Annotated in this window: 20 protein-coding genes; 16 read left to right on the top strand and 4 right to left on the bottom strand. The window is 48.9% G+C overall.

The features are described from left to right. Positions 1–640: 640 nt before the first annotated feature. The 10 genes from A3GK_RS0105795 to A3GK_RS0105840 are packed head-to-tail and all read left to right on the top strand — an operon-like array spanning position 641 to position 11,790. Positions 641–1,222 (top strand): hypothetical protein, encoded by a 582-nt coding sequence (locus tag A3GK_RS0105795; protein ID WP_018028530.1) that lies wholly within the window; start codon positions 641–643, stop codon positions 1,220–1,222. 4 nt (positions 1,223–1,226) lie between these two features. Further along, positions 1,227–1,814 (top strand): PepSY-associated TM helix domain-containing protein, encoded by a 588-nt coding sequence (locus A3GK_RS0105800; protein ID WP_040576013.1) that lies wholly within the window; start codon positions 1,227–1,229, stop codon positions 1,812–1,814. Continuing rightward, a complete protein-coding gene (locus A3GK_RS0105805) occupies positions 1,811–4,609 on the top strand; it encodes a TonB-dependent receptor (protein WP_018028532.1) in 2,799 nt (932 codons plus the stop codon). Before A3GK_RS0105800 ends, A3GK_RS0105805 begins: the two co-directional genes overlap by 4 nt. Beyond that, positions 4,606–4,977, top strand: coding sequence for a hypothetical protein (locus A3GK_RS0105810; protein WP_018028533.1), 372 nt, complete (start codon positions 4,606–4,608; stop codon positions 4,975–4,977). The genes A3GK_RS0105805 and A3GK_RS0105810 overlap by 4 nt, the downstream gene beginning before the upstream one ends. Beyond that, positions 4,974–6,524: a DUF6850 family outer membrane beta-barrel protein gene (locus tag A3GK_RS0105815; RefSeq protein ID WP_018028534.1), complete on the top strand. Its 1,551-nt coding sequence runs from the start codon at positions 4,974–4,976 to the stop codon at positions 6,522–6,524. Before A3GK_RS0105810 ends, A3GK_RS0105815 begins: the two co-directional genes overlap by 4 nt. Positions 6,525–6,552: 28 nt before the next feature. Further along, a complete protein-coding gene (locus tag A3GK_RS0105820; protein WP_018028535.1) occupies positions 6,553–7,767 on the top strand; it encodes a DUF4876 domain-containing protein in 1,215 nt (404 codons plus the stop codon). Between the two features lie 37 nt (positions 7,768–7,804). Beyond that, positions 7,805–9,049 (top strand): DUF4876 domain-containing protein, encoded by a 1,245-nt coding sequence (locus A3GK_RS0105825; RefSeq protein ID WP_018028536.1) that lies wholly within the window; start codon positions 7,805–7,807, stop codon positions 9,047–9,049. Then, on the top strand, positions 9,046–9,948 hold the full coding sequence (locus A3GK_RS0105830) for an ABC transporter ATP-binding protein (RefSeq protein ID WP_018028537.1): 903 nt from the start codon (positions 9,046–9,048) through the stop codon (positions 9,946–9,948). The genes A3GK_RS0105825 and A3GK_RS0105830 overlap by 4 nt, the downstream gene beginning before the upstream one ends. Before the next feature lie 3 nt (positions 9,949–9,951). Further along, entirely contained in the window at positions 9,952–10,620 is a 669-nt protein-coding gene (locus A3GK_RS0105835) for a hypothetical protein (RefSeq protein WP_018028538.1), read from the top strand. Positions 10,621–10,629: 9 nt separating this feature from the next. Beyond that, positions 10,630–11,790, top strand: a complete 1,161-nt coding sequence (locus A3GK_RS0105840) for a DUF4857 domain-containing protein (RefSeq protein ID WP_018028539.1) — start codon at positions 10,630–10,632, stop codon at positions 11,788–11,790. A gap of 547 nt (positions 11,791–12,337) precedes the next feature. On the opposite strand, the gene A3GK_RS0105845 is transcribed toward A3GK_RS0105840, so the two are convergent. Together A3GK_RS0105845 and A3GK_RS0105850 are read right to left on the bottom strand one after the other, a co-directional pair. Beyond that, a complete protein-coding gene (locus A3GK_RS0105845) occupies positions 12,338–13,252 on the bottom strand; it encodes a dihydroorotate dehydrogenase (RefSeq protein ID WP_018028540.1) in 915 nt (304 codons plus the stop codon). A 12-nt stretch (positions 13,253–13,264) separates the two neighbouring features. After that, positions 13,265–14,044: a dihydroorotate dehydrogenase electron transfer subunit gene (locus A3GK_RS0105850; protein WP_018028541.1), complete on the bottom strand. Its 780-nt coding sequence runs from the start codon at positions 14,042–14,044 to the stop codon at positions 13,265–13,267. A 113-nt stretch (positions 14,045–14,157) separates the two neighbouring features. Here A3GK_RS0105850 and A3GK_RS0105855 point away from each other — a divergent pair, with 113 nt between their 5' ends. Then, positions 14,158–14,970, top strand: a complete 813-nt coding sequence (locus A3GK_RS0105855; protein WP_018028542.1) for a J domain-containing protein — start codon at positions 14,158–14,160, stop codon at positions 14,968–14,970. Positions 14,971–14,972: 2 nt separating this feature from the next. Beyond that, positions 14,973–15,368 (top strand): HIRAN domain-containing protein, encoded by a 396-nt coding sequence (locus tag A3GK_RS0105860; RefSeq protein WP_026161749.1) that lies wholly within the window; start codon positions 14,973–14,975, stop codon positions 15,366–15,368. A 61-nt stretch (positions 15,369–15,429) separates the two neighbouring features. Here A3GK_RS0105860 and A3GK_RS0105865 read toward each other — a convergent pair whose 3' ends face one another. Further along, complete coding sequence (locus A3GK_RS0105865) at positions 15,430–16,740, bottom strand: L-cysteine desulfidase family protein (protein ID WP_018028544.1); 1,311 nt, start codon at positions 16,738–16,740, stop codon at positions 15,430–15,432. A 144-nt stretch (positions 16,741–16,884) separates the two neighbouring features. Between A3GK_RS0105865 and A3GK_RS0105870 the strand changes: the two genes are divergently transcribed. From A3GK_RS0105870 to A3GK_RS0105885, 4 genes are all read left to right on the top strand, one after another. Continuing rightward, a complete protein-coding gene (locus tag A3GK_RS0105870; RefSeq protein ID WP_026161750.1) occupies positions 16,885–18,054 on the top strand; it encodes an AIR synthase related protein in 1,170 nt (389 codons plus the stop codon). Between the two features lie 6 nt (positions 18,055–18,060). Next, positions 18,061–19,149 (top strand): peptide chain release factor 1, encoded by a 1,089-nt coding sequence (gene prfA / locus A3GK_RS0105875; protein WP_018028546.1) that lies wholly within the window; start codon positions 18,061–18,063, stop codon positions 19,147–19,149. 50 nt (positions 19,150–19,199) lie between these two features. Continuing rightward, positions 19,200–20,282, top strand: coding sequence for a PepSY-associated TM helix domain-containing protein (locus tag A3GK_RS0105880; RefSeq protein ID WP_018028547.1), 1,083 nt, complete (start codon positions 19,200–19,202; stop codon positions 20,280–20,282). A gap of 197 nt (positions 20,283–20,479) precedes the next feature. Next, positions 20,480–21,139, top strand: coding sequence for a porin family protein (locus A3GK_RS0105885; RefSeq protein WP_018028548.1), 660 nt, complete (start codon positions 20,480–20,482; stop codon positions 21,137–21,139). A gap of 1,454 nt (positions 21,140–22,593) precedes the next feature. On the opposite strand, the gene A3GK_RS0105890 is transcribed toward A3GK_RS0105885, so the two are convergent. Continuing rightward, on the bottom strand, positions 22,594–23,667 hold the full coding sequence (locus tag A3GK_RS0105890) for an endonuclease/exonuclease/phosphatase family protein (RefSeq protein WP_018028549.1): 1,074 nt from the start codon (positions 23,665–23,667) through the stop codon (positions 22,594–22,596).

Below are 23,667 nucleotides of genomic sequence, written 5' to 3' on the forward strand. Positions count from 1 at the left end.
AAAAAAAGTTTGTTACATGGAAGGCGAACGATACTTTTTAATATGGTGATGGCTACACCTATATCTTACTCTTAACTAATAGGTTATAGGAGAGAAAGATGACCATATCAGTACAATATCTTAGACCGGGTCTCGACGATTGCTTAGACCGGGTCTCGGCGATTGCTTAGACCGGGTCTCGGCGATTGCTTAGACCGGGTCTCGGCGATTGCTTAGACCGGGTCTCGGTGATTGCTTAGACCGGGTCTCGGCTGACTTCTATATAGAGTGTTGTATATCAGTAGATTAAAAATATACTCTTAACCTCGCTCTTCCTTGGTGAAATCTAAATTTATTTTCAGTTATTGCTTCTTGTCTTATCTACTATGAAGGAAGAGCATTACTTTGACCCATGCCTATTAAATCAAGGTTGCTGCTAAACCTATTTGAAATCTCTATTTATGTAGATAGAAAAGTGACGAGTGCTATGGATTATGGTTTATGATAAAATACATGTTTTTGAGCAAAGTCCTAGAGGAGGTATTAGTAAATACCTATATATGAGTAGGTCTCGACTGCTAATTTACCCAGAAATAGGGAGAGCCTTTCTGCCCAAATATAGCCAACTTTGCAGCAGTATTCATATAAAAGTATTAGTACAATGAACATTTTACAGAGAACAACCCTCTTCCTTTTCCTTTCCACACTATTATTAGTAGGCTGCAGTAAGGGAGAGAATAATAAGCAGGAAGAGGATGAGGTAACCACTAGCACTTTGGACGTGGATTCACTTTTGAACAATCCTGATGCTTTCGTGGATCAAGATGTAGTGCTAGAGGGTATCTGCACTCATATATGCAAGCATGGCGGTGGCAAGATATTCTTGATGGGAAGCGACGATACCAATACCATACGAGTGGAGGCTGGTGACGCGATTGGGAGTTTCCCCCAGAAGTGCGTTCACAGCGTTGTAAAGGTAGAGGGCAAACTCGTTGAGGAGCGTATTGATGAAGCTTATCTTGCACAGTGGGAAGCTGAGGTGGCCGAAGCTGCAAAGCAACATGGCGAGGGCTCAAGTGGTTGTGCAGCTGATATGCAGGCCAACGCCGAGCAGGCCACTAATAGCATCGCTGAGCGGATTGCCAACTTTCGCACTCGCATTGCAGAGCGTACCGATCGTGAGGGGAAAGCCTATGTGAGCCTTTATCATATCGTTGCTGATAAGTACGAGATTGTAGAGTAACTAGATGGAGGCGAATAAATACCATCTTTCGTGGAATCAAATCAGAAGGGGGTGTCGATGGTTGCATCGGCACTGCTCCTTCTTATTTGCAGGGGTGGTATTGATTTACGCCCTATCTGGAATATTGATGAATCATCGCGACCAGATCAATCCTAGTTATACCGCTAAGCGAATAATCCTGCAGCAGGCGATAGCAGATACTCCGAGGGCGAAAGGAACGGTGACCCAAGAGGAGCTCACTACCCTCCTTACGAGCATCAACGAGGAAAAGAATTACACCAAGCACTACTACCCCGATGATAAGAGCCTCAAGGTATTTCTCAAAGGTGGCTCCACACTCGAGGTTGACCTAAGTAATGGCACTGCTACGTACGACCGCCTCCGTAAGCGCCCTATCCTGAGCGACTTTGTTAGGCTACACTACAACCCAGGACGTTGGTGGACTTATTTCTCCGATCTATTTGCCGTCGCTTTAATCCTTATTACCCTCTCAGGGCTACTTCTAGTCAAAGGGAAGCGAGGTCTTAAAGGAATAGGTGGAGTAGAATTGATCATTGGGATAGTGATACCACTACTATTCCTCTGGTTATGAAAAAGCTTCTGATACTCCTCTTGTTCCTCTCTATCCCGATAGAGTGGGCGATGGCTCAGACCCCTAGAATGTCTGAGCTCACTATCACGGTGAAAGATAGTGATAGTGGCGAACCACTAATAGGGGCTTTGGTGCGTATGGAGCGGGGTAAGCAACTCTATACTGGTGCCACCGACCCTTACGGTATCATCACTTTCCCAAAGGTGCTACCTGGCAGTTATCAGCTGCAGGTCACCTACATTGGTTATGATAAAAAGGTAGAGCATTTCAAGGTTACTAATTCCAAGCAAAGTATCTCTATTATACTGAAGAATAGTAGTCGCGAGCTACAGGAGGTGGTGGTGACAGCAAAGTCCTCTAAAGGAATGACCAGTTCCTCCCTTATTGGCCAAACCGCCATGGCACATATTCAGCCCTCTAGCATTGCCGATGTGCTGGAGCTACTTCCAGGAGGCTTCTCATCCGACCCCCAACTCACCAGTCCCGATATTATTCGGCTAAGAGAGGCAACGCTTCCTATCGTTGGGCAGCATAATTTACTTCCACGCGTCAATCAATCTAATTACAATACCTCCTCCATGGGCACCACCTTCCTTATTGATGGCGTGCCACTCAAGATGGATGCGGGGTTTAGGGGCATGCAGGGGAATAACTATGAATACCCTATCCGAATACCGATCAATGCCGGAGTGGATATGCGTACTATTGCCACGGACGAGGTGGAGAGTATAGAGGTGGTGCGAGGAATCCCTTCTGTAGAGCACTCTGACCTCACTAGTGGCCTGATCAAGGTAAAACGTAAACAATGGAGCGATGACCTAAACGGGCGCTTCAAGTCCGATATGAGTAGCAAGCTATTTTTCCTCTCCAAAGGGGTGACACTCCGTGAAGAGCATCTCAATCTCATCGCCAGTGTAGGTTACCTCTCCGCCTATTCCGATCCTCGCAGTGTGCGGGATTGTTACGAGCGTATCAATAGCTCTCTACGCCTGTCGGGTAAGTGGCAGTTGGGAGTAGGGGCACTCAGCTCTCACACCAATGTAGATTATACCGGCACGATCGACGACCGCAAGAGGGATCAAGACTTAGATTATAACCCCAAGGATAGTTACAAGGCAAGCTATCATAGCCTTGCTTTTTCGCAAACTTTGTCGCTCTTGCCTAAGGAAAATGGATGGCTCCACGCTCTGGAGATGATTCTCTCCGCTACCCATACATGGGATCGCACGGAGATTACTAAGGATATGCTCCTTAATAGGGATGTCCCTTATCTCACGCAGAAGGAGGAGGGGGAGTTTGAGGGAAAGTACTATCCCCGTAATTATGTGGCGTCGCATCTAGTGGATAGCCGACCCCTCTACCTTTATGCAAAGGTGAAGGGAAGTACGCACATGGAGAGGGATTGGGGTAAGCAGCGGATTAAGTATGGAGCCACTTGGTCGTACAGTAAGAATAGAGGCAAAGGGACGCTTTTTGACTTGGATCGGCCTCTCTTCTGGACCGCTGGCAGTCGCCCACGCCCATTCTGTGATATCCCAGCAAAAAGTGTGCTCTCCTTATTTCTGGAGGATGAGCTCTCCATTCCTATCGGTGCCCATACCTTCACACTCATGGCAGGCATAGTGAGCAATCAACTTCTACATCTCGATAGCTCTTATCAAATGAGTGGCAAGTGGTATACAGACCTTCGCCTCAATGCCCGCCTCAGCTTTGCCCCTATCTCCGTGCGGGAGCAACCACTGCGTCTACAGTTGCTTGGAGGGGTCGGAAGCCTTAGTATGTTCCCCTCTATGGATCAGCTTTACCCCGATACCGTGTACGACGACTTTGTGGAGCTCAATTATTACCATGCCAATCCCAATTATCGCCTCGTCTACCTACGCACCTATATCTACCACCCCAATAATCGGCCACTAAAGCCGGCAAAGAATATCAAGATAGAGGGTCGGCTCGACCTCGATTGGGCTGGATACTCCGCCTCCGTCACCTATTTCTACGAGCGGATGAGTAGCGGGTTTCGTAATGATGCAGAGCTGAAGATTGCCAGTTTTAAGCGCTACAACCCCTCCTCTGTCCCTTATGATGCCCTTACGGCCAAGCCTGCTATTACCGATTTTACCTACCAAGAGTCGAAGCAATTCAGGCTCCTCGGAAAAGTCACCAATGGTAGCGAAACCTCAAAGGTGGGGCTGGAGTGGATGCTGAGCACCCCTCGCTATTCTTTCCTTAATACCCGAGTTACTTTCTCTGGAGCGTGGTTCAGAACTATTTATCGCAATAGTTTGCCTCAATATGAGCGACCAAAAGCGGTACTTGGAGATAGTGAGGTGCCTTATATGGGGATCTATCGGGACAATGAGATATTGGTACGAGAGATGCTGAATAGCGACCTGAGGCTGGACTCTTACCTTCCTAAGATTGGGCTAGGTGTGTCGCTCTCGTTCCAATCCAATTGGTACTCCTCTTCGCAGAAGATGCCCATCTCCAATTACCCTGACCTCTATGTGGATCTGAAGGATGGTAAGGAGCATTCCTTTAGGGAGCAAGATAAGTCGGATACTTACTTGCAGTGGCTCAAGCGGTCGTATAGCGATAGCTCTTTTGAGCGGTATGTGGTACCATTTATGATGATTACCAACCTCAAGGCTACCAAGCGACTATTTGGGGAGCGACTTAATGTGGCTCTCTTTGTGAATAAGATATTCGATTACTCCCCTGATATTCATCAGAAAGGGTATGTAATCCGGCGAAACCAATATCCCTACTTTGGGATGGAATTGATGGTGACCTTATGAAAAAGATAGTTGAACTCTTCTCTTGGCTTTTCATAGCATGCCTACTCTATGACTGCCATGCGGGCGATAGAGCCGATGTGATGACGGAGGTGACGGTGCGGGTGTTTATGGACTCTTTGGTAGCTGTGAAGCAACAAAGCTACCAGATTAAGTTCCATAATCAAAATACTCGTGTGACTACTATCCGTAATTCTATCTCCTCATCTAGCTATAGCGACCAACTGCTGCGTGGGCTCTACGATGTGCAGGTAGAGGGGACGCTCTTATTGGACAATGGGGAGCGAGTATGGGTGCGTGGTTCTGCTACTGAGCAGGAGTTCCTTTCGAGTGAAAGCTCATGTGAAATCCATTTGGTACGTATGCAATGAAAAGGGGGAAGTTGATCTTATTCACGATGTGGCTCTTCATAGCTGCTACGGAGATGGTGGCGCAAGAAAGGGATACCTTGCCCCTGCTTTCTCGCTCCCTCGAGCATGCGGTGGTAGATGCTACGATGCTTAGGTATTATCACGATAATGTGGCATTGCATCATCTCCTTTACCCCTCTTCTCTCTCAACTTTTGGCACAGAGTACCATTGGAGGCACGAGAAAAGAGCTTTTCTGGAACAGATCGGTTCGGGAGAGAGCCTTGCCCATATTTATGCTACTACCTATCTAAAGCCTTCACGGTCACGGCACTTGTGGGGAAGTGCTACCTATTCTACTGGGCTGATCAAGGGGGTTCGCTTCAATAGCACTTCCGACTTTGCTCGCCTCTATCCTTATATAGTGGCAGATGCAGAGGGGGGCAACCTATCTCACGAGCGGTATGCCTTTGGTGGGGGATATAGCGGAGCATGGCACCAATGGAGAGTGGCTGGAGAGGTGCAGTACCTTTCGCAACAGGAGTATCGAAGGGTGGATCCACGTCCGCGCAACATTGTCTCTAACTTAACTATGAATATCGGTGTGGCACATCCACTAGGCAGACATATTGTAGGGCTTTCATTAGGGCATGAGATCTACAAACAGCGGAGTAGCGTTGCCTTTTACTCTCCTTTGGGCACTACCATTCAATGGCTGATGAATGGCTTGGGAGGGAGTTTTGCCCGCTTCAATACCAATACCCCTACGGTCTACTACCGTGGCTATGGCCTCTTTAGCTCGGCACATATCGCTCCACTCTATGGAGATGGCTTCCTCGCCAAGGTGGGCTATCGCTATCATCGGCTTGAGGAGATACTCACCGATATGAACGAAGTCCCCATTCACCACTACAACGATCATCAATTGGAGGTAGCTATCGGGTACTTATGGCAAGGACCCTGGCAACAAGGGGTCGAACTGAAAGGAGAAATGAAGCTGCGGCAAGGGGTAGAGCATATCGTTGGCGAGTCTAATGCTGGTACCTATCCAGTAATTGGTGAGTTGCCCAACTTCTACTTCCCCCGCTACCAAGGGTCGCTCGCTTGGCACGTTGGTCGGTCGGAAGGTAGAGTGAAGTGGCAGCTCTCCCCCGTACTATCCTATAGGTACCTAGCGATACGGAAGTTAGAGCCTAGCTCCACGCTACAGAACCAACGGTGGCAGTTCGCCCTCAGTGGCTTCGGTTCCTATCAAGTGGATAAAGCTAACTACTTAGCCCTCTCCTGCCACATAGGCTATTCTCCACTTAGTAAGGGCGCGGTCTCCCTCTCACATACTACCTTGAAGGAGGAGCTGAGTAGGCAGGTTGAGCGTAGTTTCTCGGTTATCAATGCATCGCATCTCTCCTTCGAGATAGCTCCTAAGTGGCACTACACTATACAGGGGTGGGGAGCCCTGCCTTGGGGCGTAGAGGTGGGCGGAAAATACCGCTTTGATCGTTACAGCGGTGGAGGAATAGAGACACTTATTGGCCATCGGGTAGAGGGCGTAGTTCAATTGGTCTTTTAAACAGTTTTAATTTTTAATAGATAGATATATGAAGAAGTTATTTTTACTATTCGGGTTATGTGTGACGTTGCTCCTACTCTGGAGCTGTGAGAGCGACCTTCCAGAGGTACCGAAGGATGCCGAAGTTACCTTTCAGTTAAAGGCACCATTGGGTGTTGAAGGTAGCATTACAGAAGCTACAGGCGAGCTCACCTCCAGAAGCGATGGTAAGGTGTTGCCTATTTCTTTTAAGGAGGGTAAGGCGGTGCTTCACTTGGTGCAGGGAGAAGCCTATGCTATGAAGGTGATGTGTCGCTTCGAGTGCAAAGGTGCTTTAGCAGAGTTAGAGTACAAAGAGGACTTTGTAGTTGAGGCAAAGGCAAAATCCGACCGCACTTGCCAATTGATGTGGGAGATGCCTAAGGAGAGCTTCGTTATCAGCGAGATATTCTTTGCTGGAAGTCGAAATAGCAAGGGCGAGCAGTACGATGAGGATAAGTACATCAAGATTACCAACAATAGTCCCGTAACGAGATATCTTGATGGACTAGCTCTAGTAAAGTCGCTCTGGCAGTCGGATGATAAGGTAGAAGCAAAGCCCGATGTGAGGGCAACACACTTCGTAACCGACTTAGTGATGCAGTTCCCCGGCAGTGGAAAAGAGTATGCGGTGAAACCTTATGAGAGTGTTATCTTGTGCCACTCTGCCATTGACCATACAAAGGAGAATCCAAATTCAATAGACCTATCCAACGCCAACTTCGAGTGGATGAGTGATAAGGGCTATATTGATTCTGAGACCCCCGACAATCCTAAGGTACCCAATATGAAACTTGTGTTCATCAGCGACCCTTATGGCGATGGAACTGAGAATTGGTCCATGAGTACCAATGGCCAGCACAGTTATGCCATTGTTGACCTACAAGGCAAATCGGTTCAGGACCTCGTGAAAGAGTGCACTTACGCTTACAAAGAGCTAATGATATATGAAGGAATGGACCCAATGGAGTTACCTGGGCAACCTGCTTTGAAGTTGCCAAATGAGTGGGTACTAGATGCTGTGAACCTCAGTATGACTAATGAGAAACAGTGGTTGCCTATATCAGAGAAACTGGATGCCGGCTATGCTAAGGTGGCAGATGAGCTGAATGATGATGCACGTTACGGTAAAAAGGTGGTGCGGAAGAGCCTATCGGATGGGTCTAAGGTACTAAAGGATACAAATAACTCTACCGAAGACTTTGTAGCAAAGGAACTGAAGTAAGTAGAGACTAACAATTAATTAATTTATTAAGAAGTATATGAAAGCAGTGAAGTATCTATGGGGGTTTGTAGCCCTTTTGGCTTTCGGACTAGTCAGCTGTGAGCCAAAAAATGAGAAAGAGGTAGCAGTGGAGCGTGAATGTAGCTTCGTTTTGAAAGCACCTCTAGGTGTGAATGCAGGAGTGTACAGCGACCTTAAAATCTCCTTCAAAAGCAATAAAGATGGCCAAACCTCTGAGCTAATCTCTAAGGAACCGACCTTCAAGAAGGTGCTTTTGGAGGGCGTATATGAGGTCTCTGTTGAGGCTACTTTGGCGTATCAGTCGGAGAAGCTAGGTAGAGTCTCTACTCCTATCTCTATAAAAGAGCAGGTGACGGTGACTAAGGAGCGTACCACCTTCGAGCTCACCCCACAGTATGTAGAGAATAGCAATGCAGGCTTTGTGATTGAGGAGCTTTTCTTTAGCCCTACCATTGATCCTGAGACTGGAAAGACCTTTAAGTACTCTGAGCAGTACATAAAGATTACCAATAATTCAGACGTCACTCTCTTTGCCGATAGTTTGGCGATTGTGCAGTCGGAAGATTTGTGCAATATGAAGCGAGAATATGTCGATAGTCCGCTGGATAAGGCTCTTACGGTCAGTTTTGTCTCCATGATTCCTGGTGATGGCAAGAGCCATCCAGTGAAGCCAGGTGCATCACTGATTATCGCCAATGATGCCAAAGACCACTCAAAGGTTTTCAAGGGGGCGACAGACCTTTCGCACGCCGACTTTGAGATCTACGACCTCTCTGAAAATCCTAGGTTTCAAGATGTGGATAATCCTGAGGTGCCCAACCTGATCTCTTACTATAAGTCTTCACTTACCCTCTCCTCTTTCCACCAGCGTGGCGTCACTACGATTGCTCTAGTGCGTATGCCGGTAGATCGTGAGACATTCATCAAGGATTACTTGTGGGATGGTAAGTATATTTTTAAGTTTAAGGACTTTGTGAAGGAGATGTCACTTAAAACCTATAAGATACCTCACGAGTGGATGGTTGATGTGGTATTCCTCGGTATCGAAGATGCTATTGAGTGGCGATTTATTCCCGATGTCCTAGATGCTGGTTACACTGGTTGGTGCAAGAGCTTTAATGATAAGACTGGCCAAGGAACCGCAGTGATCCGTAAGGTGGCTCGGGAAGCCAATGGTAGAAAGTATCTGATGGATACTAATAACTCTACCAACGACTTCAATAACCGTGTACAACCTTCGCTAAAAGCAACAAAGCAATGATCGGAACTGACTCCTCGGCCATCATTGAGTGTCGAGGATTAACTCATTACTATGGTAAGCGCCTCATTTATGAGGGGCTTACCTTTGATGTGCCTAGAGGGCGTATCTTGGGGCTCTTGGGCAAGAATGGTACGGGCAAGACTACCACCATCAATATCCTAGCTGGCTATCTGAAGCCTCGAAGCGGGGTGTGTAAGATGCTGGGCTATGATATTCAGTCAATGCCCCCTGAGGTAAAGGCCAACATTGCTCTTCTGATTGAGGGACATGTGCAGTATAGCTTTATGACTGTGGAGGAGATTGAGCGCTTCTATGCTCGCTTTTATCCTCGTTGGAAGCGAGATATCTACTACGACCTAGTCAGTCTGCTTAAAATTGCCCCTCATCAGCGGATCAGTCGTATGTCGTGTGGACAGCGGTCGCAAGTGGCACTAGGGCTGATTTTGGCTCAAGATGCCGACCTCTTGGTGCTGGATGACTTTTCGTTGGGCCTCGACCCTGGTTATCGCCGGCTTTTCATCGACTACTTAAAGGAATTTACCAAGGGACGTGATAAGACCGTCTTCCTTACTTCTCACATCATTCAGGATATGGAGCGACTGATCGATGACTGCATTATCCTAGATTATGGTAAGATCCTTTTGCAGATGCCTGTGGCGGAGCTGATGGATTCTTTCCATAGGTATTTAGTAAAGCTAGGGGCGGAGAGTATAGAGCTACCAGATGATCCGAAGCTGTGGCACCCCACAGTGATAGGGCAGCAGGCAGAGCTACATAGCTTTGAGGGGATAAAGTATATTCGAGAGTATCTTGCCAAACACCAATTGCCATATAGTGAGCTAGTGGAGGAGCGGATGTCTCTGGAGGATGTGTTTATAGGTTTGACCGGAAAGTATTGAGGTATGATAGACGGATTGGTATATAAGGAGTGGATCAAGACAAGGTGGGCGGTGCTACTACTCACCCTCTTAGGGCTAGGAGTAACGGGGTATGCCTTGCTCTCGCTAGGTAGGATCGTAGCTGTGCGTGGGGTGGCTCATCTTTGGGAAGTGCTCCTCTCAAAGGATGTCCTTTTGCTAGATGCCCTCAAGTATCAGCCTATATTGTGTGGCTTGGTGCTAGCGGTAGTGCAGTGGGCTCCTGAAATGGTGCAAAAGCGATTGAAGCTCACCCTTCATCTCCCAATACCGCTTGGGAGGATTACCTTCGTGATGCTCTCGTATGGAGCAGTGGTGCTGGGCTTACTTTTCCTCGTACAGATGCTGATCCTATGGGGCGACCTCTCTCGGATCTTGGCTCCAGAGTTAGTGACCCATTTGCTGGTTAGTGTCGCCCCTTGGTTCTTGGCAGGATGGGCAATGTATGGCGTAGCTACTTGGGTAGTAGTGGAGCCTACGTGGCGCGGGCGGTTGTTACGCATGCTAGTGAGCTACGGGGTGGTATCGCTCTACTTCGTGGCAGAGACCCCTCGAGCTTATCAAGATCTATTGTGGGTGGTGGGGCTTTGGTCTCTTCTACTTTGCTACGTGGCTATTTTATCTATTTATCGCTTTAAGGAGGGTGTGCAGTAATCTAGGCTTATGAAAATCTTTTTCAAACTATTGATGGGCGTAGTATCGGCACTGATGCTGATTTGGGGGATTACTTCGTTGGCTGCTTTAATGCAAAGAGGTGGCGACTATGTGCCTTTTACCCTCTATAGTGAGGTGGTGGGCGAATTTGTATCGCTGGATAATAGTGGTGAGAATGGAAGTCGCTACTATGACTATGCGGGGCGGGAATACACTGAGAGTGAGTTTGATAGTGTATTGCCATCATTTTATTTCCGCCAGTTGGTGATGGATGGACGTTTGCCCGATAGTATCAATGGTGTGGCGGTCTCACCGAGTATGCTAGAGGAGCAGAGCTTTATCTTTATATCGCATCCCTCCTCTATCAATTGCCACATTACACCCCTCTATTTCTTATTAGAGTCAATGTCCAAGCGGGTCTATCTCGAGATGCCGAGCGATGTCTTTCGATTAGGGAAAAAGGGCATCGAATTTATTGATATGAGTCGTAATGAGGTGGATAGGGCAAAGTCGGAGCTGTTTCAGAAGGCGTTTGAAGCTAGAGGAGTGACCTTCCCGATCGCTCTAGTGGCGGGCAATGCTACCACTAAGAAACCGTACGACCATGGGTATCTTTTGCTTGATGCCAAGGGGAGGCTCTTTAATCTGAGACAAGCGGTGGGGCGTCCCTATCTAAAAGAGATCGCACTACCCAGTGGTGTGGAGCCCCAGCAGCTTTTTGTGACTGAGTACCCAAGTCGTGCCTTCCTGGGTTTCTTGGCCGATAAAGAGGGCCAGTTTTATGCCATTACACTCCCAGATTATCGACTGGTAAAGGCGGAGTTGCCTCCTTTGGACTTGTCACGGGATAAGCTGACGATATTTGGCAATCCCTTTTACTGGACGGTGATTAGGAGCCGCGATGGCGAAGCACTATATACCGCTTTAGAGGCGGGGTCGCTTCGGCGGATGAAGGAGCTCCGTTTTGAGTCTTCGGAAGAGAGCTCTATTGCGAAGTATCTAGTGCCTTTCCAGCTCTCCTTTACCTCTCCACTACATGGCTACTTCCGTCCCGAGGTGCACCACTTTTCGTGGATAGGGCTCTTGGTGTGGTTGGTCGTCGGAGGTGTGTGGGTGTCGGCCTTACGTGCTAGGCAGTGGCGATCAAGTAGCTCCAAGCCACTGAAGTAGAGAAGCTTGGCTTCTTAATGCTATTGCTAGTGTAGCTAATATAGAGAAGGGTCGTTGAGGTGCAGATACGCACTTCAATGACCCTTCTCAATATCTGTGTCAATCAATGCTTTCCAAGAGACTGTTGCACGAAGGCGATCTGCGGCGTTGCTTTCTGAATTCGGCCTAGGTCACGTACGTGAGTACGCTCCCTTCGGCCCAGGTGGGGCCTTGGTGCCCTACGGCACCTTGCCCTCATCCTCAGGCCTTGCATCTCATCCTTCGTGCAAAGTCTCAGCACATTTGAAGCAAATGTGCGAGAATGGCACTTCGTGCAACATTCTCCTCTAAAACTGACTGCCTAGTAGAGCAAAAGTGGAGATGCAACTAAGCAATCGGCGAGTTGCATCTCGCCGATTGCTTAGTTGCATCTCAATTAATGGCTTTTTATAGGGCTGTGTATCAGTGGGTTACAAAGGCGCTTTTTCGCCCCTTTGATTTTGAATGTATAGGTGCGTCATTATCGGACTTGCCGGACAACTAGATACATTGATTTCCTACGAGATAGCTAGATCTCTAGGGCACCGATGAGCTCTTGGATATGGGTGATGTGGTGCCGCTCCATATAGGCTTGCAGCCCCTCGATCATTTTGAGAGGTGAGAGGGGATCCACGAAGTTGTAGGTGCCTACTTGGATGGCGGTGGCGCCTGCGAGGAGAAATTCTATCACGTCGGTAGCGTTGGTGATGCCTCCGATGCCGATCACTGGAATCTGAACCGCCTTTGCCACTTGCCATACCATACGGAGAGCAATCGGTTTGATAGCTGGTCCTGAGAGACCGCCGGTAACGGTGGAGAGGATGGGGCGACGTCGCTCGGCATCCACTGCCATACCGAGGAAGGTATTGACGAGGGAGAGGGCGTCGGCACCGTGTTGTTCGGCGATGGTCGCCATCTTGGCGATGTCGGTGACGTTGGGCGAGAGCTTTACGATGAGGGTGTGGTGGTAGACTTTGCGTATCTCCGAGACAATCTCGGCGATGCCTTTTTCGGAAACTCCGAAGGCCATTCCGCCATTCTTTACGTTGGGGCAAGAGATATTGAGCTCCATAGCGTGGATGCCTGGGAGGTCGTTCATTGCCGAGGCAACAGCGATGTAATCATCGATGGTGGAGCCATTAACGTTGGGAATGATCTCGGTGCCTAGTTGGATCGCTTCCGGATAGATGTGGTCGATGTAGTGCTGTAGCCCTAGGTTTTGGAGTCCTACCGCATTGAGCATGCCCGAGGGGGTCTCGGCCATCCGCTGTGGGGCATTGCCTTCTCTTGGCTCTAGGGTAGTGCCTTTGGTGAAGATGGCTCCAAGCTTCCCCACGTCATATATCTTATCCATCAGTAGCCCGTCCCCAAAGGTTCCCGAAGCTGTGGTGATGGGATTTTTAAGTTGTAGCTCCCCGATCTGTACCTCTAAATTCCTTTTCATACCTGCTCTATTTTATTCCCAAAGTAATTGTGATGTGTTGAAAACGGGGCCGTCGTGGCAGACGGTTTTGTGTCCCTTTGCAGTCGGTTCCACACAGCAGAGGCATACGCCGATACCGCATGCCATCCTATTCTCGAGTGAAGCTTGTGCTGGGAGCCCTTGTTGCTTTGCCCAATGGGCAACGGCTTTCATCATAGGGGTAGGTCCACACATATATATATGAGTGAAGTGACCTTCACGGAGAATAGGGTGGTCGGTCACGAATCCTTGGCTACCGAGAGAGCCATCTTCGGTGGAGAGGTGGAGGGTGCCTAGCTCCTCAAAGTGGTGGAGGTTGGAGAAGTGGGCTTGGCTTCTAGCTCCGAGAAGAAAGCTGGGGGCGATGCCCTGTTGCTTCATCGCCTTGCCAAGAGCATACATAGGGGCTACACCTACGCCTCCGCCCACTAGAAGGGGTTGGCTTTCAGCGGGGGGTAGCTCAAAGCTATTACCAAGTGGCAAGAGGATCTGGTACTCTGCTCCGATGGGTGCCTGCATCAGTAGCCGGGTGGCTCTACCAGCGGACTGTATGAGTAGGCTCAGCACTCGCTCTGTGCTATCGTAGATAGAGATGGGGCGACGGAGAAGTAGCCCATCGGGTGCTTTTACCCAAACTTGCACAAACTGTCCTGGTGCGAAGTGGGGTAGCTTTACTCCCGCTTCTACTGGTGTGAAGTGTCCTAGAAAGAGGCGGTCGGAGTACTCTTCCCGCTCTACTAGTTTCATTTTTAAGTCCAATATCTCTTTGCTCATACGGTATCTCTTTTTGAGGAAATAGTTCTCTTTCTGTGCAAAAGTAGCTATAAATTCCTATACCAGCGGAATATTGCTATATTTACAAAAGATATTATTGGACTTATAAACCTATGACAACGATAGATTGGTCACCTCGTGAGCGTGCATTGCGGGAGGAGTACAAGCTCCTTTCGCTAGAGTTTTCGCAACTCTATACGGAGCATCAGGACCTGATTAATACGGTGGGTCCTCGGCTTTCGGCGGAGTATCTGCAAGCGGTGGGGGAGTTGCAGTACGAGGTGCTGCAGCTACAGCTAGAGATAAAGCTACTCTCGATGCGGGAAAGCTTGCTCCGCCAGTATGTGAATAGAGACGAGACGCCCGATGTGGAGCGTGTGGATAAGGAGCTGGAGAGGGTGCGGGAGGAGTATAATGCAACGCTGAGGCAGGAGAGTGAGAAGCTCTTTTATGCCAAGGAGTATCTCAAGTCACCTGAGCTTTCGCCCGACGAGAGTAAGGAGATACGGAGGCTCTACCAGACCATTGTGAAGCTGGTACACCCTGACCTTCACCCAGAGGCAACGGAGGAGATGATCGAGATATTTCGCAGGGCAACGCAACTCTATAAGGAGGCGGATCTGGATGGAATTCGTGACCTCTATAATGTGGTGCTCTTTAAACATCCCACGGAGGGGATAGATGTGACCAACGGGATAGAGTACGAGATAGAGCAGCTGAAAGGGCGGATTGCTAAGATAAGGGCAAAGATTGAGGAGCTTTGGCAGACGTTCCCTTACACTTTTGCTAAGGAGCTGGCGGACCCTCAGTGGGTGGAGCAAAGGCAAAGGGACTTGGAGGAGACGATTCGGCAATTGGAGGAGCGTAAGGCAAAGATGCAGGAGATCATTACGCTCTTGGAGGAGTATGAATCACAAGGTTTTTGATTATGGCAGAGCAAGGCGGTATCACACCACTTAATGACAAGCTTCTTGCCCTGATTGGCACAGGGGGTATCAATAGTTTGGGGCTTCCAAAGCGGGAGATCTTTTTACTAGATATCATCGTGGCGGGCACTACGCATGTGGATAATATCCAGGAGCTAAAGAAACAGATGGTACCTGGCACGCTACTGAAGATGGTGCGGCGACCTAAGAATATCTACGATGAAAAGGCAATTGCTCTCTTTATGGGTGCGGATAGGATTGGATATGTACCTCGGACGCTTAACCTTATCATTTCCCGCTTGATGGATGCGGGTAAGGAGTTTTACGCCAAGGTGACATCGGTGACGGAGCGGGGTGAGTGGGTCCGTATCGAGGCTAAGATCTATATGGTGGAGTAGAGCTGAGATAAAAAAGCCCCCCTCTTTGGAGAAGGGGGCTTATCTAGTTATTTGGGAGGGGTTATTTCCCTTTGTGGGTCATGATGTGGAGTACCTCTTTATCGGTTTCGGTCATGGCATCACGGCCGATGGAGGTAAGGTTGTCGATGCTTTTGTCGATATCATCATCTACTACCCCTTCGTTGCTGGTGACCACTTTGTGCTCCATCGCAAGTAGGGAGGAGAGCATCGCTGAACTGACGCCACTGGTCACTTTGAGACTGCAACTAGGTTTGGCTCCGTCGCAGATCATACCAGTGAGGTTTCCGACCATGTTTTTCACGGCAAAGCCAATCTGCTCCTTAGTTCCACCCATCAAGTAGGTGATGCCACATGCACTGCCTGTGGAGGCAACTACACAGCCACAAAGGGCGGAGAGGCGACCTAGCTTCTGCTTGATGTAGATGACCATAAGGTTGCTGAGCATCAATGCACGAATCCTCTTTTCTTCACTCACGCCCTCTTCTTCAGCAAAGGTAAGCACTGGCATCGTGGCCGTAATCCCTTGATTGCCACTTCCCGAATTGCTCATCACGGTTACAGGAGCTCCATCCATTCGGGCATCACAGGCGGCACTGGTGCTAGCAAGGAGACGAGTGTAGGCGGTGTCTCCTAGGTATTTTAGCCCCAATTCTCCTTTGATCATACGGCCTACGGAGTGACCATACTGACCCTTTAGTGAGTACTGGGATGCTTGCTTATTGAGCCTTGCTGCCTCCTCTATAAATCGGATCTCCTCAAGTGGCATCTCTGTGGCAAATCGGTAGACTAGGTCGAATGTGAGCGGTACTTCTGGGCCATCGTAAGGCTGTGTGGTGCCCTCGTCCTCTTGACCTGAGTGGCTACCCTGTCCCTGCTGTGCTACACCATCGAGGGTGAGGCTCTTGAGGGCGGTATGATTCTTCTCGATAATAGCAATGGCGGTATGGCCTTCGCTATCCTCTAGGGTGGCTTCGATGTAGAGCTTATCTACCTCTCCATCTTTTAGGCGGATGGTGATGATGCCCGCCTCCATAAGTGCCTTGGCTTTGGCAAACTGCTCCTCCGAGAAGTGGTCTAGCACGGTGAGCTCTTTTTCGGGTGCTGCTATCACCGCTCCTAGTGCTATGGCGATAGGTAGTCCTATCATACCAGTACCAGGAATGCCTACGCCCATAGCGTTTTTCAGAATGTTGGCACTTAGGTCGAGCGTGATAGACTTAATCTCTCCTGGTAGAATAGCTGAGGCGTGTGCCACGGTTAGTGCTACTGCCACGGGCTCGGTACACCCTGTTGCTGGGAGCACCTCTCGGTGTATCATCTTGATGATATTGAGCTGAAGTTCTCTTTCCATAATAGTCTCTATAATAGTATTTGTGTGGTGTTTAGTTATCGTCGCATAAAGATACCTCCTTTACAACTATTTTGCAACCCCCCTTCCACCCTTATCACTCTTTTTTTAGTAGCTTTGCATAGTATATATATATGAGATGAGATGATGAATAAAGAAATGTACCAGATGCGGGGTGTCTCTGCCGATAAGGAGGATGTACATGCCGCTATTAAGAATATCGATAAAGGGCTCTATCCACAAGCTTTTTGCAAGGTTCTGCCCGACCTGTTGGGCGGTGACCCCAACTATTGTAGCTTGATGCACGCTGATGGGGCGGGGACTAAGAGTAGCCTTGCTTATGCCTATTGGCGTGAGACGGGTGATCTCTCTGTATGGAAAGGGATAGCACAAGATGCCTTGGTAATGAATCTTGATGACCTTCTCTGCGTGGGAGCGGTGGATAATATATTGGTTTCTAGCACTATCGGACGAAATAAGCGTCTGATCCCTGGCGAGGTAATCGCAGCCATTATCAATGGTACGGAGGAGCTCCTGGAGCAGCTTCGAGGGCTGGGTGTAGGTATTTACTCGACTGGTGGTGAGACTGCCGATGTGGGGGACTTGGTACGTACCATCATCGTGGACAGCACGGTGAGCTGTAGGATGAAGCGGTCGGATGTGATCAATAATGCCAATATCAAGGGCGGAGATGTGATCGTGGGACTAGCCAGCTACGGCCAAGCAACCTATGAGGAGAGCTACAATGGAGGAATGGGAAGTAATGGGCTCACCTCTGCTCGGCATGATATATTTGGTAAGGAGGTGGCACGAAAATACACTGAGAGCTTTGATGGGGCTCTCCCCGATGAGGTGGTCTATGTGGGTAAGCGTACGCTTACAGAGCCTGTGGAGGGTTTGGATATAGACTATGGTAAATTGGTGCTTTCGCCTACACGTACTTATGCACCTATCGTGGCCAAGATGCTTCAGGAGATGCGTGGGGCGATCCACGGTATGGTGCACTGTACTGGCGGGGCTCAGACCAAGGTGCTTCACTTTGTGCAAGGGAAGCGAGTGATCAAGGATCAGTGGCATCCGATCCCTCCACTCTTTGAGGTGATTGCTCGGGAGGGCAAGACGCCACCGAAGGAGATGTACAAAGTATTCAATATGGGTCATCGCCTGGAGGTTTACTTGCCAGAGTCGGAAGCTAATACTTTGATAAAGCTCTCTGAAAGCTTTGGTGTGCCTGCAAAGGTGATAGGTAGAGTGGAGGAGGCAGCACAAAATGAATTGATCCTTGATACCCCTCTAGGTCACTTTGAATACCACTAAGAGCGAATGGCTAAGAAATTTGATATACTAGCGAGAACAGAGGGGCTAAAGGAGCGCTTTGAGGAGGTCCAGCTCTTGATTACTGACCCAAGTGTGATCAGTGATCAGAAGCGGTTTATGCGCCTTAGCAAGGAGTATAAGGAGCTGGAGAACCTGACGAAGAAGAGCGACGAGTATCGGTTGCTTCTAGCCAATTTGGAGGAGGCTCAGACGATAGTTGCCGAGGAGAGTGATGATGAGCTACGGCACATGGCTGAGGATGAGATCGAGACGATTAGGGAGCAATTACCAACGATGGAGGAGGAGATTAAGTTACTCTTAATTCCTAAGGATCCTGAGGACGATAAGGATGCAATAGTGGAGATACGTGGCGGTACGGGAGGAGACGAAGCGGCACTATTCGCGGGTGACCTCTACAAGATGTACGTGAAGTACTGCGAAAGCCAGGGCTGGAGGTGTAGTACCTCCTCATTTAGTGAGGGTACGTTGGGGGGATTTAAGGAGATTGTCTTCAAGGTGGAGGGAGACGGAGTCTATGGCAAGCTAAAGTATGAGTCGGGCGTGCATCGTGTACAACGTGTCCCCGCTACGGAGACGCAAGGACGGGTGCATACCTCGGCGGCAACGGTAGCTGTATTGCCTCAGGCAGATGAATTTGATGTGGAGGTGAAGGAGTCGGATATCCGCGTAGATACTTTTTGCTCTTCTGGTGCAGGAGGGCAGTCAGTGAATACCACCTATTCGGCAGTTCGTCTCACGCATATCCCTACTGGCATTGTGGTACAGAGCCAAGATGAGCGGTCGCAGCTGAAAAATAAGGCTCGGGCGATGGAGGAGCTTCGGACACGTATATATAATATGGAGTATCAGAAGTATATCGATGAGATTGCCTCCAAGCGAAAGACTTTGGTAAGTACAGGCGACCGATCGGCAAAGATACGTACCTACAACTTCCCTCAGGGGCGAGTGACAGACCACCGTATCGGGCTAACGGTCTACCAGCTGAGTGATGTACTGGATGGAGATGTTCAGCAATTTATCGATGCGCTTACCGTGGCGGAGAATGCAGAGCGTCTAGCTTCTGCAGAGATGTAGCCTAGGCTGTCCCAAATAGAGCTTTTAGTACCTTTACAATATTATCATTTATGAAACAATTCTTGCGAAAAGTGCACCTTTGGCTCTCGGTGCCATTTGGGGTTTTTATTACGTTGATCTGCCTAACGGGTGGTCTCTTGATTATAGAGAAAGACCTTATCCGTAGAGGTGACTCTTCGTTGGTTTATGTGGAGCCAGAGGGAGAGCCAATGGAGATGAGCCTGCTTTGCTCAAAGGTGCTAGAGACTCAGCCCGAAGGGGCTAAGATATCGGGAGTAACGATTTATCCCGACCCCAGTAAGTCTTATGAGGTGGCTATTGCGCCGCCTTATCGTAAATTTGTCTTTATCGACCCTTATCGGGGCGAGGTGCTAGGGGCGTATGAGCGCTCCGCCTTTTTCACCACGGCCTCTCTGATTCACCGTCGAATGCTTGATGGCACTAAGGAGGCAGTGGTCGGTAAGCAGGTGGTAGGGGTTACTGTTTGGGCTTTTGTATTCATCTTGATCTCGGGTATTGTCTTGTGGTGGCCTAGTCGCTGGAGTAGGTTGGGACGCTCGCTGAGGATACGTTTCGGCCGTGGGCGAAGGGTATTATGGTACGACCTTCACGTGGTACTGGGTGTTTTCGCTACTCTAATACTACTGGGCTCCGCTGTGACGGGACTTATTTGGACTTACGATTGGTTTGAAAAGCCTATGTACAAGCTTTTTGCCGCCTCTCAGCCTTCTGAGAAGCCACCTCATGCCTCTATCCAAGAGATTGGAGATGGGTATGTAGCGTGGGGTGTAGCGGTGAAGCAGATCCCATTGGAGAAGTATGCTTCTTTGAGAGTGCAGAAAGGAGTGGTGAAGGCATCACTCTCTGGGTGGGGCAATGCTAGAGCTACTGACGATTACCGCTTTGACCCCGTAAGTGGGGAATTACTGGAGGTGACCAAGTATGCCGATAAAGAGAGGTATGAGAAAGTGAGTGGCTGGATCTCATCTATTCATCTTGGAAGGTGGGGCGGTAGCTTTTCACGTCTGCTCACCTTTTTGGCAATGCTCATAGGAGCTTCACTACCAATTACTGGCTATTATCTATGGTGGAAGCGGATTTATCGCCCTCGTAAGAAGCGTGAATTGTGCTAAGAAGGCTTAAATAGGGGTTTTTTAATCTATAAGTATTGTAATTGCTAGTTATCTCTCTTCAATCTGTGTTAAAAGAGCACGACTTGCTCTGTTTCTTTCCCAATTTATACCTACATTTGCTTTAGAATAGAAAGGGAATGGGCGTTAGAAATGCCCCTCTTAACTGTTTGTATTATAAACAACTTAGAAAATTGTAAATGATGAAGAAGATTATTTTAGCAGCTATTGCTAGTACAGTTTTTGCGATCGGTGCAATGGCACAGTATCGTCCAAGTGTGATTGTAAGTGCAGGATATCAAGGTGCCAACATTAGTGGCGTAAAAGATTCTAAGATCGCCTCTGGTGCTCGTGCAGGTGTGGCCCTAGACTTCGGTGTGTTGAATACCGGTGCTATGGAGCTAAGCATCCAGCCAGGTCTTAACTTCTCTATGAAGGGCTTCTCTTATGGTGATAAGGAGGATATCAAGAATTCACTTTACTATGTTGACCTACCTATCCTAGCTAACCTACGCTTTGGGGTAACCGAAGGTCTTAATGCCTTTGTTAATGCTGGTCCTTACCTAGCTTATGGTGTTGGTGGATCTGCAAAGGTTGGTGATAATAAGGACAAGTCCAATCCATTTAAGGAGACTACTATTGCAGGAAAGTCAATCCGTGCATGCAATCCATTTGATTGGGGTCTTCAGGTAGGTGCTGGTCTAGAGTATCAGCGTGTAATGCTTTCTGTAGGTGCACAGTTTGGTATGTATGATGTTACCAAGAACTATACAGTTGATATTCCTGTTGTTGGTAAGAAAGAATTTGGTGACACCAACAAGAATAGTGCATTCTTCGTAACTGCTGGTTATCGCTTCTAATAAAAGAAGGTTCTTGTATAATGAGAGAGGTACACTCCTATGGGGTGTACCTCTCTTTTTACATACTTACATAGGAGCTATTATTCTGCAGGTATTAAGGTGGTAGGAGAGGAACAGTCAAGACCCTATCCAACGGAGAGCACGTGGGTTAAGGACCTCGGAGAGGTCCGTGTTAAATAGGCACAGGTCGGAGGGGCAGAGCCCCGAACGATCTGTGTGTAAGAGCATATTACCCCATCCCATGACCCCGGTTGAGGGGTCAGACCAAGAGAAGGTTGTCCGACCCCTCAGCCGGGGTCGCAAGAGTATTTGTACGTTATTATACACAGGTCTTCGGCACTGCGTGCCTTGACCTGTGCCTATTTAATACGGACCCCTCAGCCGGGGTCCTTCCCTATGGATACCTATGAATGCCTACGGCAAGACCTTCCCAATGCGTAACTCTGGGCGTTAGCCCCGAACGACTGGGGGTAAGCAATGTCACACGTATATACTCGTCCCCTTGTGGGTCGGACATAGTCATGCGACCGATCGCTTTTGTGCAACTGTCTCTCCAAGTGTTCGTTTCCTGCCTAATAATCTATTACATCAACCTCTTATTCCGTATGCGTGCGGAATGGATTCCGCAGGGCTACGGAATACGTTCCGCACGCATACGGAATGCATTCCGCACCCTATGCGGAATATGTGGAAGGTGTATCAACGCATTCCTGAAAGTGTAGACACTCTGTCTCCTCTATTCCTGAAAAAGTAGACACATTGAGAGGAAATGAAAAGTCCTGGATTCGGTTGTCCGACCCGCTAGGAGTTGAGTATATACGTGTGCTATTGCTTACTCCTAGTCGTTCTGGGATACGCCCCTCCAGAGGTTACGCATTAGAAAAAAAGGTCTTTCATCTCATCCTCGACTTATACTCGTCAATTGAACTGACATATCGGATGGACCTCGGCAGAGGTCCGTGCTAAATAGGCACAGGTCGAGGTACGCAGTGCCGAAGACCTGTGTATGACGATGTACAAAAGACCCTGACGACCCCGGCTGAGGGGTCGGACAACCCTATCTAGGTCTGACCCCTCAGCCGGGGTCAAGGAGGTGGTGAATACGCTCGTGTACACAGGTCGTTCGGGGCTTTGCCCCTCCGACCTATGCCTATTTAGAGACTGTTGCACGAAGGCGATCTGCGGCGTTGCTTTCGGAATTCGGCCTAGGTCACGTACGCTAGTACGTTCCCTTCGGCCTCATCCTCAGCGCCTTGCATCTCATCCTTCGTGTAAAGTCTCAGCACATTTGATTCAAATGTGCGAGAATGGCACTTCGTGCAACATTCTCATTTAACACGGACCTCTGCCGAGGTCCTTGTGCAACAGTCTCTTTTCATGTGGGGTTGAGGGGGAGTACGCTAAGAGGGTGCATCAATAAGTTGATGCACCCTCTTAGCGTATGTATATTTAATTTAGTGACGCTCCTGAAGGAGGTAGATGAGGACTGGGAAGTGGTCACTGTAGCCATCGATAAATGAATTGTTTTCGAAGGTACGGTGTGGGTATCCTTTGCGCTTTCCCTCCTGGGTGATGAGGAAGTTGCGGTCGAATACCTCCATCTTCCAAAGTCGTAGGTTGCTCCCGCTGGAGATCAGTCCGTGGGTCACCATCATCTGGTCAAAGAAGTTCCACTTATTTTGGTAGACAAGTGTGCCGATGCCCTTAGCAAAGAGCGAGGCACTAGGATTGTAGATCCCCTTTGGTGCCACTTCGCTGCGGTGGGTCTTGGCATTGAGTACCTCTGTCACACTGGTGTTGGTGGGGTCGTCATTGAGGTCGCCCATAATTACCACCTTAGCATCTGGTTCGGAGGCTTGTATCTCCTCAACTATTGCGAGGGTGGTACGAGCTGCTGCCTCACGAAGAGGGTTGCTCTTGTGGCCGCCGTAGCGAGATGGCCAGTGGAGTACGATGAAGTGAATCCGTTCGCCTGCGATAGTACCATAGACATGTAGCTGGTCACGAGTCACGAAGTCGGGACGCTCATCCCACTTGAAGGGGTAATACTTGTACCCTTCGAGCTTAAAGATATTGGGATTGTAGAGCGCTGCCACATCAATACCACGACGGTCTGGGCCATCTTCGTGGATCACCTTTAGCCCCATCGCTTTGATGGCGTCACGCTGTGTGAGGTCCTCGAGCACTCGACGATTCTCAATCTCGGCGGTACCAATAAAAGCTGGCCCGTAGGGGGTGTGCTCTTGACCTAAGAGACTGATCACCCGTGCGAGATTATCTAGTTTCTTCTCGTATTGCACTTGTGTCCATGCGTAGGGACCTGTGGGGAGATAGTCGTCATCACCTTTGTTATTGGGGTCGTCTTCGGTATCGAAGAGGTTCTCCATATTATAAAAGGCAACGGCATAAGTATTGTACTGTTTGCCCGCATTGGTGCCGGTGGCTTGCTTTGAGGAACCACAGCTCCCCAAAGCAAAAGCCACTAGCAACGCCAGTAGGGCATACCAATTATGCTGAGTATACTTCAT

Origin of the sequence: Porphyromonas somerae DSM 23386, assembly GCF_000372405.1 — a bacterium.
Classification (GTDB): Bacteria; Bacteroidota; Bacteroidia; order Bacteroidales; family Porphyromonadaceae; genus Porphyromonas_A; species Porphyromonas_A somerae.

Bases quoted from the DNA above. Each gene is read 5' to 3' on its own strand.
- A3GK_RS0105795 (WP_018028530.1), top strand. From the start codon at position 641: ATGAACATTTTACAGAGAACAACCCTCTTCCTTTTCCTTTCCACACTA.
- A3GK_RS0105800 (WP_040576013.1), top strand. From the start codon at position 1,227: ATGGAGGCGAATAAATACCATCTTTCGTGGAATCAAATCAGAAGGGGG.
- A3GK_RS0105805 (WP_018028532.1), top strand. From the start codon at position 1,811: ATGAAAAAGCTTCTGATACTCCTCTTGTTCCTCTCTATCCCGATAGAG.
- A3GK_RS0105810 (WP_018028533.1), top strand. From the start codon at position 4,606: ATGAAAAAGATAGTTGAACTCTTCTCTTGGCTTTTCATAGCATGCCTA.
- A3GK_RS0105815 (WP_018028534.1), top strand. From the start codon at position 4,974: ATGAAAAGGGGGAAGTTGATCTTATTCACGATGTGGCTCTTCATAGCT.
- A3GK_RS0105820 (WP_018028535.1), top strand. From the start codon at position 6,553: ATGAAGAAGTTATTTTTACTATTCGGGTTATGTGTGACGTTGCTCCTA.
- A3GK_RS0105825 (WP_018028536.1), top strand. From the start codon at position 7,805: ATGAAAGCAGTGAAGTATCTATGGGGGTTTGTAGCCCTTTTGGCTTTC.
- A3GK_RS0105830 (WP_018028537.1), top strand. From the start codon at position 9,046: ATGATCGGAACTGACTCCTCGGCCATCATTGAGTGTCGAGGATTAACT.
- A3GK_RS0105835 (WP_018028538.1), top strand. From the start codon at position 9,952: ATGATAGACGGATTGGTATATAAGGAGTGGATCAAGACAAGGTGGGCG.
- A3GK_RS0105840 (WP_018028539.1), top strand. From the start codon at position 10,630: ATGAAAATCTTTTTCAAACTATTGATGGGCGTAGTATCGGCACTGATG.
- A3GK_RS0105845 (WP_018028540.1), bottom strand. From the start codon at position 13,252: ATGAAAAGGAATTTAGAGGTACAGATCGGGGAGCTACAACTTAAAAAT.
- A3GK_RS0105850 (WP_018028541.1), bottom strand. From the start codon at position 14,044: ATGAGCAAAGAGATATTGGACTTAAAAATGAAACTAGTAGAGCGGGAA.
- A3GK_RS0105855 (WP_018028542.1), top strand. From the start codon at position 14,158: ATGACAACGATAGATTGGTCACCTCGTGAGCGTGCATTGCGGGAGGAG.
- A3GK_RS0105860 (WP_026161749.1), top strand. From the start codon at position 14,973: ATGGCAGAGCAAGGCGGTATCACACCACTTAATGACAAGCTTCTTGCC.
- A3GK_RS0105865 (WP_018028544.1), bottom strand. From the start codon at position 16,740: ATGGAAAGAGAACTTCAGCTCAATATCATCAAGATGATACACCGAGAG.
- A3GK_RS0105870 (WP_026161750.1), top strand. From the start codon at position 16,885: ATGAATAAAGAAATGTACCAGATGCGGGGTGTCTCTGCCGATAAGGAG.
- prfA (WP_018028546.1), top strand. From the start codon at position 18,061: ATGGCTAAGAAATTTGATATACTAGCGAGAACAGAGGGGCTAAAGGAG.
- A3GK_RS0105880 (WP_018028547.1), top strand. From the start codon at position 19,200: ATGAAACAATTCTTGCGAAAAGTGCACCTTTGGCTCTCGGTGCCATTT.
- A3GK_RS0105885 (WP_018028548.1), top strand. From the start codon at position 20,480: ATGATGAAGAAGATTATTTTAGCAGCTATTGCTAGTACAGTTTTTGCG.
- A3GK_RS0105890 (WP_018028549.1), bottom strand. From the start codon at position 23,667: ATGAAGTATACTCAGCATAATTGGTATGCCCTACTGGCGTTGCTAGTG.